The organism is Streptomyces sp. UG1, from assembly GCF_049974585.1.
Classification (GTDB): domain Bacteria; phylum Actinomycetota; class Actinomycetes; order Streptomycetales; family Streptomycetaceae; genus Streptomyces.
Genome location: NZ_JBNGGG010000012.1, coordinates 172,097 through 187,540 on the forward strand (window position 1 = coordinate 172,097; position 15,444 = coordinate 187,540).

The 15,444-nt window shown below is 66.1% G+C and carries 15 protein-coding genes and 2 pseudogenes; 7 read left to right on the top strand and 10 right to left on the bottom strand.

What is annotated here, in order from left to right; genetic code table 11:
* The first annotated feature begins 122 nt into the window (after positions 1-122).
* Complete coding sequence (locus ACP4J3_RS15950; RefSeq protein ID WP_426534711.1) at positions 123-1,448, top strand: MFS transporter; 1,326 nt, start codon at positions 123-125, stop codon at positions 1,446-1,448.
* Here ACP4J3_RS15950 and ACP4J3_RS15955 read toward each other — a convergent pair.
* From ACP4J3_RS15955 to ACP4J3_RS15965, 3 genes and pseudogenes are all read right to left on the bottom strand, one after another.
* Positions 1,437-2,582, bottom strand: a pseudogene (locus tag ACP4J3_RS15955) (acyltransferase family protein); the annotation flags it as partial. The gene ACP4J3_RS15950 and the pseudogene ACP4J3_RS15955 overlap by 12 nt on opposite strands.
* Before the next feature lie 28 nt (positions 2,583-2,610).
* Complete coding sequence (locus tag ACP4J3_RS15960; protein ID WP_426534713.1) at positions 2,611-3,273, bottom strand: hypothetical protein; 663 nt, start codon at positions 3,271-3,273, stop codon at positions 2,611-2,613.
* Positions 3,270-3,908 carry an RNA polymerase sigma factor gene (locus ACP4J3_RS15965; protein ID WP_426534715.1) on the bottom strand — a complete coding sequence of 213 codons (639 nt, stop codon included), beginning with the start codon at positions 3,906-3,908 and terminating at the stop codon, positions 3,270-3,272. Before ACP4J3_RS15965 ends, ACP4J3_RS15960 begins: the two co-directional genes overlap by 4 nt.
* A 406-nt stretch (positions 3,909-4,314) precedes the next feature.
* Here ACP4J3_RS15965 and ACP4J3_RS15970 point away from each other — a divergent pair, with 406 nt between their 5' ends.
* From ACP4J3_RS15970 to ACP4J3_RS15985, 4 genes are all read left to right on the top strand, one after another.
* Positions 4,315-4,770, top strand: coding sequence for a signal peptide protein (locus tag ACP4J3_RS15970; RefSeq protein WP_426534717.1), 456 nt, complete (start codon positions 4,315-4,317; stop codon positions 4,768-4,770).
* Between the two features lie 118 nt (positions 4,771-4,888).
* On the top strand, positions 4,889-5,458 hold the full coding sequence (locus ACP4J3_RS15975; protein WP_426534719.1) for a tellurite resistance TerB family protein: 570 nt from the start codon (positions 4,889-4,891) through the stop codon (positions 5,456-5,458).
* Between the two features lie 118 nt (positions 5,459-5,576).
* Entirely contained in the window at positions 5,577-6,404 is an 828-nt protein-coding gene (locus ACP4J3_RS15980; protein WP_426534721.1) for a class I SAM-dependent methyltransferase, read from the top strand.
* A 103-nt stretch (positions 6,405-6,507) separates the two neighbouring features.
* Positions 6,508-7,083 (top strand): HD domain-containing protein, encoded by a 576-nt coding sequence (locus ACP4J3_RS15985; RefSeq protein WP_426534723.1) that lies wholly within the window; start codon positions 6,508-6,510, stop codon positions 7,081-7,083.
* Between the two features lie 58 nt (positions 7,084-7,141).
* Here the strand turns inward: ACP4J3_RS15985 and ACP4J3_RS15990 are convergent.
* The 3 genes and pseudogenes from ACP4J3_RS15990 to ACP4J3_RS16000 all read right to left on the bottom strand — a co-directional run.
* Positions 7,142-7,318 (bottom strand): annotated as a pseudogene (locus tag ACP4J3_RS15990) (helix-turn-helix domain-containing protein); the annotation flags it as partial.
* Positions 7,319-7,695: 377 nt separating this feature from the next.
* Positions 7,696-7,932 (bottom strand): hypothetical protein, encoded by a 237-nt coding sequence (locus ACP4J3_RS15995; protein ID WP_426534725.1) that lies wholly within the window; start codon positions 7,930-7,932, stop codon positions 7,696-7,698.
* A 755-nt stretch (positions 7,933-8,687) separates the two neighbouring features.
* Complete coding sequence (locus tag ACP4J3_RS16000) at positions 8,688-10,460, bottom strand: restriction endonuclease (protein WP_426534727.1); 1,773 nt, start codon at positions 10,458-10,460, stop codon at positions 8,688-8,690.
* Between the two features lie 375 nt (positions 10,461-10,835).
* Between ACP4J3_RS16000 and ACP4J3_RS16005 the strand changes: the two genes are divergently transcribed.
* Positions 10,836-11,237, top strand: a complete 402-nt coding sequence (locus ACP4J3_RS16005; RefSeq protein ID WP_426534729.1) for a hypothetical protein — start codon at positions 10,836-10,838, stop codon at positions 11,235-11,237.
* A 65-nt stretch (positions 11,238-11,302) separates the two neighbouring features.
* Entirely contained in the window at positions 11,303-11,752 is a 450-nt protein-coding gene (locus ACP4J3_RS16010) for a hypothetical protein (RefSeq protein ID WP_426534731.1), read from the top strand.
* A 1,173-nt stretch (positions 11,753-12,925) separates the two neighbouring features.
* Here the strand turns inward: ACP4J3_RS16010 and ACP4J3_RS16015 are convergent.
* The 4 genes from ACP4J3_RS16015 to ACP4J3_RS16030 all read right to left on the bottom strand — a co-directional run bounded on the left by ACP4J3_RS16015 (position 12,926) and on the right by ACP4J3_RS16030 (position 15,223).
* Positions 12,926-13,108 carry a hypothetical protein gene (locus ACP4J3_RS16015; protein ID WP_426534732.1) on the bottom strand — a complete coding sequence of 61 codons (183 nt, stop codon included), beginning with the start codon at positions 13,106-13,108 and terminating at the stop codon, positions 12,926-12,928.
* Positions 13,105-13,344, bottom strand: coding sequence for a hypothetical protein (locus tag ACP4J3_RS16020; RefSeq protein ID WP_426534734.1), 240 nt, complete (start codon positions 13,342-13,344; stop codon positions 13,105-13,107). The genes ACP4J3_RS16015 and ACP4J3_RS16020 overlap by 4 nt, the downstream gene beginning before the upstream one ends.
* Complete coding sequence (locus ACP4J3_RS16025; RefSeq protein ID WP_426534736.1) at positions 13,341-13,499, bottom strand: hypothetical protein; 159 nt, start codon at positions 13,497-13,499, stop codon at positions 13,341-13,343. Before ACP4J3_RS16025 ends, ACP4J3_RS16020 begins: the two co-directional genes overlap by 4 nt.
* Positions 13,500-14,029: 530 nt before the next feature.
* On the bottom strand, positions 14,030-15,223 hold the full coding sequence (locus ACP4J3_RS16030; protein ID WP_426534738.1) for a helix-turn-helix domain-containing protein: 1,194 nt from the start codon (positions 15,221-15,223) through the stop codon (positions 14,030-14,032).
* Between the last annotated feature and the right edge of the window lie 221 nt (positions 15,224-15,444).

Below are 15,444 nucleotides of genomic sequence, written 5' to 3' on the forward strand. Positions count from 1 at the left end.
CGGCGAGTCACATATGAGGAGCGAGGAGCTGAGACGTGGTCGGTCTTCCGAGCGCGCGTTGACGTTGTAGGCCATGACCGTGAGCGGCCTGTCATCGCGTGCTGCGACCCGAAGGACCCCCGGTGCCGTCCACCTCCTCCGCTTCTTCCTCTGAATCCGAATCCGATCGGCCGGTTCCGTCCAGCCTGTGGCGGGACGCAGACTTCCGCAGGCTCTGGCTGGGGCAGACAGCCTCCCAACTCGGCGAACACACAAGCCTGGTGGTGCTGCCGCTCTTCGCCGTCCTGACACTCGACGCCAGTGCCGGCGAGCTGGGCGTCCTCCGTGCGGTGGGGCAGGCGCCGATCCTGTTGCTCTCGCTCTTCGCCGGCGCGTGGGTGGACAGATGGCGCACCCGCACGACGATGGTCCTCACGGACGTCGGCCGGACCCTGGCCCTGGCTGCCGCCGCCATGGCCGGCCTCTTCGGCCTGCTGGGCCTGCCCGGTCTGTTCGCGCTCGCCTTCGCGGTCGGGGCCCTGTCCGTGTTCTTCGACGTGGCGTACCAGGCGTCTCTCGTACGGCTGGTGGAACGCGACCAACTGGTGCGCGGCAACAGCGCGCTCGAGGGCAGCCGGTCCGCGGCCCAGATCGGCGGACCCGCGCTCGGCGGGGCGTTGGTTTCCCTGCTCTCGGCACCGATCGCCGTCGCCTCCGGCGCGCTGTTCTTCGCGCTGTCGTTCCTGTCGATCCGGCGGATCCGCCGAGCCGAGTCGATCCCGCAGCGCCCGGACCACCCTGAGTCCCCTCCTCGGGTCTGGCGGCGGATCCGTGAGGGCCTGCGTTTCGTCGCCGGCGACAGCTCGCTGCGGACCGTGTGCCTCGCCTCGGCCGCCTTCCAGTTCTCCTTCGCGGCGATGATGACCGTCTACCTGCTCTTCCTGCCGCGGGAACTGCACCTGTCGGGCACCGTCGTGGGCCTGGCGCTCGCGGCCCCGGGACCGGGCGCGCTCCTGGGCTCCCTGCTGGCCGCCCGCCTGCCGAGCCGGTTCGGTTACGGCGCGGTCCTGATCGGCGCGGCGGCGCTCGGCGACGGCGCGTTCCTGTGTGTGCCCGCGCTGCACGGCTCCTCCGCGGTGACGGTCGCCGTGCTCCTCTCGGCCGGCTTCGTGTTCGGCACCGGCAGCCAATTGGTCAACGTCACGGTCATGGCCGTACGGCAGGCCGTCACTCCGGCCGGGATGCAGGGCCGCGCGGCCGCGACGATCACCTTTGTCGGCATGGGCCTGACCGCGCTCGGCTCACTGCTCGGGGGACTTCTCGCGGAGGGGTGGGGCCTGCGCACCGGTCTCCTGGTGACGGCCGCGGGCATGATGCTCTCCCCGGTGGTGATGGCTCTGTCCCCACTCGCCCGCCTGGGACGGGAGCTTCCGCCGGCGCAGGACGCCGCGCCACCGACGGCGCCGTAGCCACTTGCCTCGTCTCCGGCCCGGTACTTCGACGAAACGGTAGGTCAGCGCGGACAGCGGCAGCAGCACGGCGAGGAAGGCGACTGCGAGTACGGGATCGTCCCGCCGCGTCCGGCCCAGCGTGCTGTCGCTCACCGCCAGGAGGAGCGGATGCACGAGGTAGACCGAGTAGCTGATGATGCCCAGTGCGGTGAGCGGGCGCGGTGTCCGCCGGTGCCGTAACGCCAGCCCGGCGCCGAAGGTGACCACGGCCGCCACGAACGCCAGGGTCCAGCCGCGCGCCGTGAACTGCCGTACGTCCCCGTGCCAATACGCGCTCCCCACCGCGCAGACCAGCACCACGCCGGTCGTCACGGCCGCGCGCCCCCAGGTGCTCTGACCGCGCTCGGCCCGGTGCACGGCGGTGCCCAGGAACATCACGGCGAGGATCACCAGGCTCTCCCACATCGGGACCGTGCTGTTGAAGGCGACCAGGACGAGCGCCGGCACCGCGCCGAGCACGCCCCCGAACACACGCAACGCGCGTGTCCCGGCGCTCGCACAGCCGATGGCCACCGCCATGGTGATCGACGCGCATGCGACCAGCGGGCCGGTGCCGACCGCGCCGGAGAGGGCGGACGCCGGCAGCGCGGCCCCGGCCGTCGCGCTCACGGCTGCGAGCACGGCCAGGATGACGGCCGCCGACGCCGACCGCCGGTGCAGGCGGACCGTGAAGAGGGCGACGACCAGCAGGTAGAACGCCATCTCATACGAGAGCGTCCACAGCACGAGCAGCAGATTGGGCGTCCCCAGCAGCTCCTGGAGCAGGGTGACATGGGCGACGGCCACGGCGACCGCGTTCTCCCCGTCGAGGCCCGGGCGTAACTCCGCGATGCCCGTCAGGTCGAGGACGACGGCCGCGGTGACGGCGGCCGCGCACAGCGGGTAGATGCGGAACAGCCGTCCGGTCCAGAAGGTCCGGACACAGCCCCGGCGTTCCAGCGACGCGGGGATGATGTAGCCGCTCACCAGGAAGAACACCATGATGCCGTAGCGGCTGGTGTTGAACTGCGGCATCAACTCGCGCCGGAACTCCGCCATGAAGGAGTACGACGAGTGGTCGAGGACCACGACGAGCGCGGCGATGCCACGCAAAGCGTCCAGCCAGCCCGCCCGAGGCGCGCTAATCCCTCGGCCTGTCGTCGGGCCCGGCATTCGGCTTGTCGTCCGTCTTGTCATCCGGCTTGTCGTCCGGCATCAGCGGCCTCACCGGAACGCACGGCTTGTAATCGCCCTTGTCCGCGAAGGCGTTGACCGAGGTCGGCCGGTCAGCGCCCCTGATGTTCTCGAAGACCAGCAGGTTGCCCCGGCGCAGGGTGATCTGCGAGCGGGCCTGCAGGACGTGGACGCGGACGAGGCTTCCGTCGTCCCTGCGGACCGCCCAGAGACGGAGCGGTTGGCGCCTGCCCCAGTCCCCCTCGCAGACGTAACCGGGGTCGATCACCTCCACGGTGACCTGAATGCCGAACGGGCGCAGCTCCCGGGCGAGTTCGCGCTGGGCACCGATGCCGATCTCCTGGTCCCTGACCTTGAGCGTGACGCTGCCGTCGCCGTGCCGTTCCACCGCGTACACCTTCGCCTCGACGGGCGACCCGGGCACCACCACGGCGGCGAGCCAGGTCGCGGCGCAGGCCGCCGTGACGACGGCGATGCGGCGCGCAGTGGCGAGACGGCGCACGCGATCCTTCGTCCGGCCGTCGGCCGGGATCTCCTCAGGGCGCCGCTCGATCTCCTTGGTCAGTTCGGCCAACAGCCGGTCCTCGAAGGTCGTCTTCGTCGTGCTCATGCCTCTCCCCCTACGACGTACGCCAGCGGAGCCTCCGGCGCCTTCGGTGCCTTCGCCTCTGCGGAATCCGCTGTCGTCGCAGCCGGCGATTCGGCTTCCTCGCGGAGCGCCTTGCGTGCCCGGTGCAGTCGGACCCGGGCCGTGACCTGGCGGATGCCGAGCGCTGCCGCAGCCTCCGTGACGGTGAGCTGGTCGACGGCGACCAGCTCCATGACGGCCCGCTCGCTCTCGGGCAGCCGTACGAGCGCGGCCAGTGCGCGCCGCCCCGGGCTCTCCGCGTCGAGCCGGTCCTCGATCCGGACGATGTCGTCGGCCTCCAGCAACCGCCGCCCGGACAGGCGCAGATCGCGTTCGGCCTCCCGGGCGATCCGGCGGCGCTCGGACGACACGACGTTGCGTGCGATGCCGTACAGCCAGGCCGTCTCGCTGCCGAGGCGCGGCCGGTAGGTGTGGGCCGAGTCGAGGACGGCGAGGAAGATCTCGGCGGTGAGGTCGGCCGCGGTGTGCGGGTCGTCCACCCGCCGGGCCACGAAGCGCATCACCGCGTCCACGTGGCGCCGGTAGAACTCCTCGAAGAGCTTCGGGTCACGCACCGCCGCCGCGGGCCCGCCCGATAACTGTTCCGCTCCGTCCACTGGCGACTCCTTCAGCTCATAGGCTCCCCGGCTCGCACACCGGCGGCCCGGGAGTTCCCGAAAGTCACGTCACCTGTTCTTGGACGGAGGCGCGAAAAGCGTTACACCGGGGCGCATGGGGAAGGAGCGCTGTTCGCGTTCGCATGGACCTGAGCGACGGTGCCGCACAGCCTGTCCACCTCATCCACCCGGCCAGGAACCGACGGCCCCCCTCGGCCATTCGGCCGATCCGACGGGCGCTTTCCGGCACATAGCCTTCTCTGCGTAATCTTGAAGCCGTGCGTGGCCGACAGCCTTACCGGCCAGGCCGGTTCACCCGAGCGAATTCGAAGGATCAACGAACGTGTCGTTGAAGAACGGTCGTCTCAGGCTCGCATCCGTCGCCCTAGTCGTGGCGCTCTCAGGCTTGGCGGCCACCACAGGCCCGGCGATAGCCGCCACGCAACCGTCCCCCGTCGCCCAGGCGCCGACCGGCTCACAGGACCAGACGCCCACCGCCCCCACCGGCTTCGTCGACCTGCCCACCACGCCCCTGCCGGCCGACGGCTCGCAGCACGAGTTCACGGTCACCTACCGCAACGACGGCACAACGGACCGGACGGTCGCCCCGCAGCTCCTGGTGCTCTCACCGGACGCCGGGCCGTTCCTCGCCCCCGCGGACATCAAGCTGGAACGGTGCACCGCGCACGGCTGCTGGGAGTCCGCGGAGGTCGGCACCCAGACCGGCACGCTGTTCACGGACCTCGCGACGGCGCGGCGCACCCTGCCCGCGGGCGAGACGCTCACCCAGGTCTACCGGATCACCGTCGTCAACCCGAAGGCTGAGGGCACGGTGGCCCCGAGGGTGGCGCTGTACGACTGAACGAGCCAACGGGCGGGGAGTCGTGGAACTCCCGGGGCGGGGCGGACGTTGGCTGGATGACACGCGAAGCGCAAGCGGACGACCGGAACGACACGGGCTCAAGCCGAGGTGGCAACAGATGGCGATGTGGGATCGACTCAAGGACCAGGCCAAGGGGCTGCAGCAGCAGGCCCAGGGCATGCGGGGCACCAGCGGACACGGCGGGCCGGGAACCGGGTCCGGCGGACACGGCCGCTCCGGCGGCGGTTCCAAGGCCCAGTTGGTCAGCGCGCTGAAGTCACAGCTCACCTCGCTCAAGACGGAGCTGAAGAGCGGTGCCTACCGGGACGCCAGCATGGCGATGTGCGCCCTGGTCGCCGCCGCCGACGGAAATGTCGACCCCTCCGAGCGGCAGCACGTGGAGTCGCTGATCCTGAACAACGACGTCCTGCAGAACTTCCCCTCCGAGCAGCTCCGCCAGCGCTTCAACAAGCACGTCGACCAGCTCGCCTTCAACTTCCAGCAGGGCAAGACCGAGGCCCTCCAGGAAATCGCCAAGGCCGCGAAGAAGCCGACGGAGGCCCGGGCGGTCGTACAGACCGGTTTGGTGGTGGCCGGTGCGGACGGGTACATCGCCCCGACGGAGGAGCAGGTCCTGCGCGAGGCTTGCTCGGTACTTGGGCTGCCTGCGCAGGAGTTCGGCCTGTGAGGCGACGGTAGGGCGGCCGCGGCCGCGTCGGCCGACGTACGCGTTGTTCGGGCGGGGCGGCGCGGCCGGCTTCTGATCACTGGACTGGTCCACCGGTGAGCCCCCAGAATGCCCCTCCATGACGAGCCCCGAGGTAGCGCCGGAGATCGTAAGGTTCTACACCGAGACCATCGACGAGGCCTATCGACTGAGCACGACAGCGGACGGCCGACTTGAGATGGTCCGCACGCAGGAACTGCTGCGCCGCTACCTGCCCCCACCGCCCGCCCGGATCCTCGACGTCGGTGGCGGGCCCGGGGCGCACGCCCAGTGGCTCGTCGAGGACGGCTACGCCGTGCACCTCATCGACCCGATCGCCCGTCACATCGAGCAGGCCCAGCAGACCGGCGCCACCGTCGAACTCGGCGACGCCCGCCAGCTAACTGCCGAAGATGCCTCCTACGACGTGGTGCTCATGCTGGGCCCGCTCTATCACCTGCTCGAGCGCGCCGACCGCGACCAGGCCCTCGCCGAGGCCCGTCGTGTTCTCAAGCCAGGCGGCCTCCTGGCGGCCGCGGGCATCAACCGGTACTCCAGCCTGTTCGAGCACGCCGCCTTCGCGCACCTCCACAAGGAGGCGATGCGCAGGAGCATCGGCGACATCCTCGTCTCCCAGATCCACGACGGGAAAAAGGCGTTCACCGCTGCTTACTTCCACAGCGGCGAGCAGTTGCGCGACGAGGTGGCCGAGGCGGGCTTCGAGTCCACCGAGGTGTTCGGCGTCGAGGGTCCGGCCTGGTCCCTGCTCGCCGCGGCCGAGCGAAACACCGGTAACGACTTCCGGCACTCCGCGCTCTTCGAATCGGCACTCGCTGCGGCCCGCATGGCAGAGCCGTACCCAGAGCTGCTGGCGGCGAGCTCTCACCTGCTGGCCGTCGGCCGGCGCGCGAGCGCCTCCTCTGCGTGAGCCGGATGCCGCCCTGGCAGGCTGTCCGTGATGTTGGATAGCCGGGAGCTGGAGAGCATCCGGTATGCGATCCGCCTCGCCGAGGCGTGAGAGGAGTCCGACGGTGGCTGAAGACCTGTCCGCGGTAGCGCGTTTCCTGTACGAGGCCGGCACGCTGAAGCAGACCAAGCGCACCGGCTGGTGGATGGCCGGCGTACGCGACCCGGAGTCGGTGGCGGAGCACTCCTGGCGCACCGCTCTCCTCGCAACGATCATCGCGAAGCTCGAAGGCGCCGACCCCGCACAGGCCGCGTTCCTCGCCGTATGGCACGACTCGCAGGAGACCCGCACCGGGGACGTGAACCACCTGGGCAAGAAGTACGCCCCGCAGGCGGACCCACGAGCGGTCACCGACGACCAGGTCGCGGGCATGCCCGAGGTCCTGGCCTCCGCGGTGCGCGAACTCGTCGCCGAGTACGAGGCGAAGGAGTCCCGGGAAGTCATCTGCGCCCGGGACGCCGACAAGCTGGAGTGCATGATCCAGGGCGTCGAGTACAAGGCCCAGGGCTACGAGCACGCCCAGCGGTGGATCGACAACAGCCGCGCCCGTCTCACCACGAAATCGGCCAACGAACTCGCCGACGCGGTCCTGGCGACCGATTCCCTGGACTGGCTTCGCACAGCCCTCGGGGAGAAGTAACGCTGGCCCCGAACGGGCTGGATGCGCGTAGGCAGTACCGGGCGGCATTCGTGTTGGTCTGCCCGACCACCTCGACGTGGGTCGCGTTCGGGGACGTCTTCGGGGCCTTGGACCGGGTGCGCAAACCCTCGTTGCCCTCACCCTGGTAGCGGCGGTCCCAGGAGTAGTACGCCTGCCGGCTGATCCCGAAGTCCCGGCAAGACATCACGACGTTCGCGGTGACCTCGACGTGGCGCCCAGTCCCGCAGCATCACAGGCGCAACAGCCAACCGGCCAGGCACAGCAACCGCACAGCAACCGACTGAGTTACAACCTTCTTCACGGGTTCAAGGCGGCTCGTTCCGCTCCCCGCGCGGCCCGGCCGGCGCCCGCGCCGCGCTCACAGCATGCAGCCGCCTGATGCCAGAGAAGGGATACGTCGTGGCTAGGGCGGTCGGCTCCGCGGCTTTACGGAGCCACTTTGGCGCGAGCCTCGAAGATCATGGCCCCAACGTCGTGCTTTACCGGGCAGGTCCACAGACTGCCCCACGCGCCGGAAGCTTACGGGGCCATGATCACTCGCGCCAAAGCAGCGCCACCCCAAAGCCGCTCCACCGACCTCGCGTGCCGCCGTCACGGCTGTAGGCGCACCCCGACCCGACTTGCCTTGGCCTGGCCTGAAGCCGCGAGCCAGGAATTCAGAATACCAAGGCGCCATTTCCAAGTACCGTCGGTCCAGTTAGCGTTACCGAACCGAGCCAAAACCTCTCGCTCCTTCTCAAAATTCACCGGTCCATCTGCGGCAGCGGAAAGGATTGCGGCAACATTGGGTTTACCAAGGCAGAGGGAAGCAATTCTCTGCTCAGTCACATCGCCTCCATCGAGGAGGGCTCTCCCATGGGCCGATAGTCCAATAGATTCCTCGTGATCATCAATCAGTCCCAGCGCCCGCGAGTCTCGGATTAGCGAAGCAGTGTACTTCGACCCGAACTCCGAACGAACGTCCTCCAGCGCCTTTGAGTCGCCCTCCAAGAATACCAAAAAGGATCGAACGAGTTTCGGTCGAACCGATGGAAGGAAAGTACCAGAAGAGAAGTTTCCGCGAGTGAATTCACGCCGCAGAAGGAGCTCATCTGACGCAGACTCTCTTGATCGGACCCTATCGCCCTCGACATCCACCATCCCGGCATACCTGACCCAATTGACCATAATGCTGGCATAGGATGACCATGTATTAGGGTTCACATCAATATGCGGCAACTCACGTTGGAGCATGGCCGAAACATCATCGAAAGTAACTGATTCCTCATTGGCGACTAGATCCAAGAGGCGACCAACTAGAGCGTTACTGCGGAGAGCCCGCCTTAGGTAGTCCCCTAGGCTGTCACTCTCCAGAGCAGCAGAAGCCTCGGGGGAAAGAGCCACCCGCCCCGGCTGCGGATCCAAGAACCCCAAGAGCCGAAGCTCTCTCAATTTATTGTATGTAGCAATCGCATTCCCGCCCACACGCTTAGTGAAAACACTCATATCCATCGGCCCCTCCTCGACGATCTTGGGGAGGAGAGCAAAAGCCGGGCCGGGGGTCACTCGGAATACAAAGCGAGTCTGGAACGGAATCCGATCCGTTAGCAAGTATGCTTTAAAGACGTCATTAAGGTGTCATATACGTCGCCTGAGAGACGCAATAGCTTACGGCCCAAAAACTCGTTAAGTTTTTGCGTAAGCCGCTGAACAGATACCTCTCCCTCTAGGCGCCGCGAGAGTTCGCTGGCCGTATTTGGCATGTTCGCAGCGAGCGTCTTAAGTAGTGCCTTGTCTCCTTCTTCCAGGCCAGCTAGGTCCTCATTGAACAGGTCCTCCGCTCGCAGTCCTCCGCGACTGAGGTTTGCTTGCGTCACTCCTTCACGGCTCATGCTCAGCACGTGGGCGCACACGCGCTTGAGCAACCACGGAAATCCGGCAGAGAAGGTAAGGAGAGCTTCAGAAAGGGTCTGCGAAACAGGTGCACCCAACTCGACGGCTAGCCGATCAAGAAGTGCCTGCTCTTCCGGCGGACTGAAGTCATCCAGCTTGATAGCCCTGCTCAGCTCGTTCATCTGGGATAGATCGATTGCCGCACTCTCGTCGTAGGTAGCAGCCAAATCATTCTTGCGAGCCATGATCCAGGCGATAGGGAGGCTCAGCGTGGTGCAAAAAATGAGGAGGTCTAGGACGGATTGGAACACGGCCGGCCTAGACAGAAGAGCCTCGAATTGATCAATCTGGATTAGGGCAAGTTGGCCTGAATCTCGCAAGTAGCTACCCGTCGATGTGAATGACTGACGGATAGCATCCTGACTTACCGGGAGGGTGATAGCAGGGTCTCCGATTTGGTTCACTAGCTCAACCAGCTCAGCAGCAATAAGACGCAAGTCAGACGGAACCCTTAGGTTCCGGCCATCTACAGTGACAGCGCAAATTGCGCGATCAGAAGCCGCGACCTTCAGCAGGAGCGAACCTTTTCCTACGCCGGAACGGCTGAGCACCTGTGCTGCGCGGAGCGATGTCTCGGCTCCCCGGACTTCAGTCAGAAACTTATCGATCTCCACCAGAGCAGCTTCTCGCCCAATAAAGCACTCTGGCGGGCTAGGGAATTTATAATCAAACCAACCTGAGCCGGCTACAACGGTCGGAAGGGTTTGAGCATCACCGGAAACTTTCACTTCGGGCGCTTGCGGCGAAACGAACCTCAGCTCCTCCAAGTCCGAGATCTGCTTAGCAAGCCTCCGAGCCTCTTCACTGCTAAGCGAAATCCAATCACCTGTCAGCGAAAAGGCTGCGAAATTCGCAGCAGTGGACATAACGCTCTGCCCAAGAGTGACGATAAAAAAGTCGCCCCTGTCTGCGACCGTAATCCACGCATCACACGGGGCAAGCCCTGTAACTGCCGCAGCCTTCTCGCGTAGCTGTGCCTCCGAGATGCAGATATTCCCCTCATTTAGGAACTGTGCAATCTGTCCCCCCGCCAACGTCCTCAGGCTGATCCCCGCAATGCTAGCCCCGGCGGATGAGAGGCTTCTCAGGTAATCCTCTGCCTCTGGAGTGAAGGGAGAAGTAGAGATAAACAGCCCATCAATTCCTTCAGTACCGACCGCCAGAGGGAGCAGTTTTCCGACGAATGCGCTAGCCTCTTTCCCTGACATCGATGCTTCATGAGCTTTCGCTTCACCATAAAGCTTGCGGTCATGAAGGGCCGAATTCGCCTCAATGTCATATTCAAGACTCGCTCTCTTTGCCCTGATTACGACGTCCCTGTATCCACACAGCTCCACAACACGGGCAGTGAATTTCTCGAATAGGCGCCCCTTCTGCTGCGAAGAGAGCTCATCGGACTCGGCATCAAAAAAGGCGATACGCACCCTTACCCCCGGGTAGTTCCTCAGCGGATGATGACGCGTAGTCCAGTCTGACATGATCTAGAGGTGTTCGCGTGGCCTTTGCTATTTGTTCCATGGCAGTGAACTGCGATGCCGTGCAGTCGGTGGACAGGGGCGAGCTTCAGTGACAGCGTGCCCGTACATCACACGAGCAGCGCTGTCGTGCCAGATGCCGTGCCAGATCGTGCGGGGAACCAGGGGGAACAGGGGTCAACAATTTGGCAGCCGACGTACTCCAGGCGCCGCTCCAGCCCAGGCCAACAAGGCCGCACGGGTCAAAGCACACGAGCTTCCCAAGCTGGGGTTCCCTCGTGAAAGCGGGTCTTGCTGTCAGACTTGCGCTGTACGGTCCGCCCCATGGCTGAGAGACCGACGACGAACTGGCGCAGGGGCATAGCCAAGGAGGCTGCGGAGCTTGCCGCCGGCACCCTGGATCTCGACTGCGCGTGCATGGTCGAGTTGTTCCCCGAAGAGCTCTTGCTGGAGGCCGATGCCGTCCTCGACGTGTTCGAGGCCGCGTTGCCCACGCTCACCGAAGGAGACGGCGCACGGATCTTCGCCGCAGGGGAGCGCGTCGTCCTGGCCCTGAATGCCGTGAACGAGGCTCACGACGAGTGCGCCTTCGAAACCGATGAGCGCGAGCAGTTGTGCGCCTACATTGATGAGGCGCTCACCGAGCAGGGAGTCGACGTCGCGGCCCTGACCGCCAGGCACGGACTCGGCCGGCACGAGCTCACGGACCGGTGGCGGGACTGGTGAGCAACCCTCGTCGTGATAGATCAGGGCCGACTGTGGCCAGCGAGAGGAGTGTCTACGATCGCGTGATGAGCTACGACATCTACTTCTTGAGCCGACGCGACGGGCAGTCCTGGGACGAGGTCCTGGAGGCGATGGAAGACGCGGCCGAGCACAGCGAGCCGATCCCTGCCCGCCTCCTTGAAGCTTGGGAACGCATAGTCCCGCAGGCCCGGCTTGTGCTGGGCGAAGTGGACATCACGGAGTACGAACAGGAGTCGCGAGACCTCAGCCACTCGGGTACCGGCATCGACCTGTCCGTCTTCGGTGACGAGGTCAGCATCACCGTGCCCTACTGGCATGCAGGGGAAGATGCTGGGGTCGTGCTCGGCAAGGTCATTGCCCTGGCGGTCATCGTCGAGAAGGAAACGGGGCTGACTGCCTACGACCCCCAGACGGAACGTCCGCTGGCAGAGGTCCAACCGCAAGGCGCGATAGGGCTGATGTCGAGGGTCACCGAGGATTTGCGCAGCCGCTAGGGTGGTTGATCAACCACCGGCGGAGGCGTGGCGGAGGCCGGTGGGAGTGCAACGAGGCACACGCGCGCCTGATTGGTCGGCGCACCCGCCGTCGTGGCGGACTGTCGTCGGCTAAGGTACAGGCCCCAACGATCCTCCGGCTCTGTTCAGTGTGAAGGCGTGAAGCCGGCGGACTGGTCGAGGTGGAACGCGGAGCCCGGCGCCGTCGGAGTCCACCCCTCTCGCAGAGCAAGCCGAACAGCCGCGGCAACATCGGACGGCAGTACAGGCACAGCTCCTCGACAGATCCAGTTGCTCGGATGCGGCTGGTCGGTGGTGACCACGAGCGTCGTACCTGGGGTGTCCGCATGCTCGACCGCGAATGTGCAAGGCGACCATGCCAGGCCCTGGTCGCACGTCGGCCTGCCTCGCAGCCGCCAGCGGTAGGCCGTGCCGTCGACAACGATCCGTCGTGATCCCTTGCGGACCAGTGCCATGGCTCCCCCTTCAACAGCGAAGATGCTAGCGAGCCCGGCCCCGCCGTCCGTCTCAGTTTCCGTCTCATTCAGCGCCGTTCACGGCCGTTCAGACGAGATCGAAGGTGGGAGCCGGACGCACGACCGGCCGTCGATGAACGCAGGTGAACGGCCCCGTCCGATGCCCCAGATCCCACCACCACAGTTGGAAAGCGTGTTGGCGCCGGGACATTCAGCAGGGCTCTGGTCGCGCGGGGCGGTTGGGTCTGCCGGACGCCGGTGCACGCCACCAGCGTGCTGCCGGTCTCGTCCCCGGAGCCGCCGGTGCCATGCGAGACAGCGACCAACGGGGCGGGGGCGGCCACCGGACGCCGCGGCTCCCACAGGTAGAGCCGGACGGGACGCGGGCGGTCCGGCTCGCGGCGATCCCGGCGAGAGGCGTCGTACAGGACATGTACGTGCGGCTGCTCCATCGGTAGCTGCCCCCTGCCCCCGCGAGCTCGTCATGGCGAGATCGTGGGGAGGCCGCCGTCGGCGCATTACCGCACTTCGCAACCGTCACGGTTGCAGCAGCGATCGCCAGGATCCGATCGGAACACGCCTCGGGTATCTGATGGAGAAGCCCCGTCCATGTCTCACGGAAAACGCGAGCACGGACGGGGCAGCCGACACGTTGAGCTTTGGTGCGCCGTCTCTCAGCGTGCCGGGATCGGTGGGGTCACTCGGCGGCGATGCACGCGGGGCACGTCGCGCGACGCTGCCAGTAGTAGACCGTGCCGGGGGCGCCACAGACGGGCCTACCACCCCTGAGTTGGTGCACGGTCATGTCGTCCTCTCCAACCGTGCCGGACATCTGATCTGCGGGCGGAATGGTGATCTCCTGCCTCTTCGTGTCGGTCACTGCCATGCCCCCGGCTCGAATCGGTACGGGCGTGTGATGTGCTCCTGGTACTCCAGGTGCCCGGGGTTGGACTTCAGGTGGTCGACGGCCCAAGCCGTACCGTCCATGAACCCTTCGGCCTTCCCGCTGGTCTCACCACATGCCTGGCACTCCATCGCCGACGTGATCGGCTCGGCTTCCAGGCGTCGGTCAGGACGGATCGTGTGCTCGCGGAACCGGTAGACAGCGCGTGTCACGTCCACCTCTTACCAGCCGGAGAAAGCTGCTCGCTGTGGTCGGGGTGCCGCTTGATCAAGACATTGCAGTCGGTGACCCGGCTGTGGTTCCCGGCCGTGCGCGCCTCTTCCCTCTCACGCTCCAGCCGGGCGCACTCAGTGCACTTCTCGCTCATGACGCCTCCGCTTCGCGCCGTGCCGCTTCGATTCGTCGCGCCAGCTCGCACGACTGCGTCCGTGTGCACTGCAAGCACTCCTGGCGATGCATCACGTAGACGACTTCGAGTTGGCTGATGTCCTGCGGGCGGGGAGACAGGGAGACTTCGGTCGTCACGTGCTCGCCCCCACTCCGTGGAGATGCCGGGGACCGATGTCCACCCCATGGACGGCCAGCCACAGGAATCGGCGTCGAGTGTCCTCACCCCGGAGCACCGGAACACGTGGGAGACACGTGGTCGGCGCATCCGGTGAGAGCATCAGGGAAGGCGAGGCGGGCGCCCGGTGGAGCCCCGGTGCGGCGAGCGGTAACCGCAGCAGCGGTCCGAAAAGGCCGGCGATACTGTGGGCCATGTCATCAACCCTTCACGTTGGTGGCCATGCCCCCGGGCCGCGCCCATCGCGGTCGCGGGGGTCTTCTGACGGTCAGTCGATGAGTGACCGTATGGCCCCTGTGAAGGGGGTGGGGGCACACTTTGTGCCCCCTGCGTCAGGCCGCCAGCACGCCGATCTTCACTGCCAGTTCACTTGCCCTCCGCCGCTGAGCAGGACTCTTAGAATCGGTCTCCTCCAAGACGATGCACCGGGCATAGCCGTTGTAGCGAATGGTTTCCGGCGCGGCCTCGTACGCCTTGTCGAGGGTTGCCAGGGCCGCTTCCGGCTGCCCGTCGAGCTGATATCCGCGCGCCTCTTCGATGCGATGCCTGGCACGCCTGGGGCGTGAGGGAATCGTCGTGGTGTCCGCAGCAGCAGCTTGCCGAACACTCTCCGCGCCCGCGTGCAGTTCGACTGCGATGGTGACAGCGTGCGCACCCATGACAGCCTTCGAGAACGATGTCACTGGGTGGTAGTAGTCGGCGGGCAAGCGATCGGCCACAGCCCGCGCGGTGTCCCAATATCGCCACGCAGTCCCCGTGTCACCCCGGCGAGCAGCCGTGTAGCCGGCCTCGAACTGGAGCGCACCTGTGATAGCGAGCACGTCGTCATTCGCGTCGGGCAAGAGCGGTTCCAAGTACCGGAGCATTTCAAGATTCACCGCGTCTGCCGCATCGAAATGCGCCGGCCCGCTGTCGCGGTGAGCCTGCGTGGCCAGCCATGCCGCAACACCGAGAGCGTGCGGGTCTTCCGACTCCTGGGCGGAGATCATCCCGCGCTCCACGACGCGCCACAGCAGTGAGGCATCCGGCTGGTAGGCGATGAAGAACTGACTCAGGCTGTACGCCTGGGACAGGATCGCTTGAGCCGTTCGCCGCTCGGTGGCCGAGTCAGCCTGCAGAACGGCGAGTTGTGCGTCCCGAATAAGGTCAGGCAAGAGAGTCCCAATGACATCCCGGTGATTCGGTGCGGAATGGCGGGCGCTCCATGCGCGGGCAAGACGCTGCCGCAGATGTGTCTGAGTCGGTGCCTCTCGCTGCGTTGCCAGAGGGAACGCGTTGATCGCCGAACGCACCTGGGGCAGACGGGCATGACCGGGGCCGGTGAACAACTCGACGGCCATTGACTGATCACCCGTGAGGTCAGCGAGGTCTCGAACTCTCAGAGCCTCCGCGATACGCAACACCATGGGAAGCTTGGGCATTTGGAGGCGCCCACCCTCGACTTGCTTGACCCAGCTCGGTGACTTCCCCAGTAGACCGGCCAAGACACCACGGCTCATGCCGCGACGGGTTCTCAGGATCTGCATGCGCTGGCCAAAGACAACCGGCTCAGTGAACGGGTCCGGGGAAGCATCTGGAGACACGGCCTTGCCCCTCTCTGTACACAGCTCGTCACTGTCAGGGTACGGGGGCACCCCTGGCCTCCGTTCTGCATCGACACCGGAACGGTACCCCCGGCCCGTTGCCGGGGAACTGCGATCGACTCCGTCGCTCCACTTGGGAAGTGGCGGCAAGGGCGACGTTCATC

What these genes read in the sequence shown, in the direction of transcription:
- ACP4J3_RS15960 (WP_426534713.1), bottom strand. Translation starts at nt 3,273, where the DNA reads ATGAGCACGACGAAGACGACCTTCGAGGACCGGCTGTTGGCCGAACTG.
- ACP4J3_RS15975 (WP_426534719.1), top strand. Translation starts at nt 4,889, where the DNA reads ATGGCGATGTGGGATCGACTCAAGGACCAGGCCAAGGGGCTGCAGCAG.
- ACP4J3_RS15980 (WP_426534721.1), top strand. Translation starts at nt 5,577, where the DNA reads ATGACGAGCCCCGAGGTAGCGCCGGAGATCGTAAGGTTCTACACCGAG.
- ACP4J3_RS16005 (WP_426534729.1), top strand. Translation starts at nt 10,836, where the DNA reads ATGGCTGAGAGACCGACGACGAACTGGCGCAGGGGCATAGCCAAGGAG.
- ACP4J3_RS16010 (WP_426534731.1), top strand. Translation starts at nt 11,303, where the DNA reads ATGAGCTACGACATCTACTTCTTGAGCCGACGCGACGGGCAGTCCTGG.
- ACP4J3_RS16025 (WP_426534736.1), bottom strand. Translation starts at nt 13,499, where the DNA reads ATGAGCGAGAAGTGCACTGAGTGCGCCCGGCTGGAGCGTGAGAGGGAA.
- ACP4J3_RS16030 (WP_426534738.1), bottom strand. Translation starts at nt 15,223, where the DNA reads ATGCAGATCCTGAGAACCCGTCGCGGCATGAGCCGTGGTGTCTTGGCC.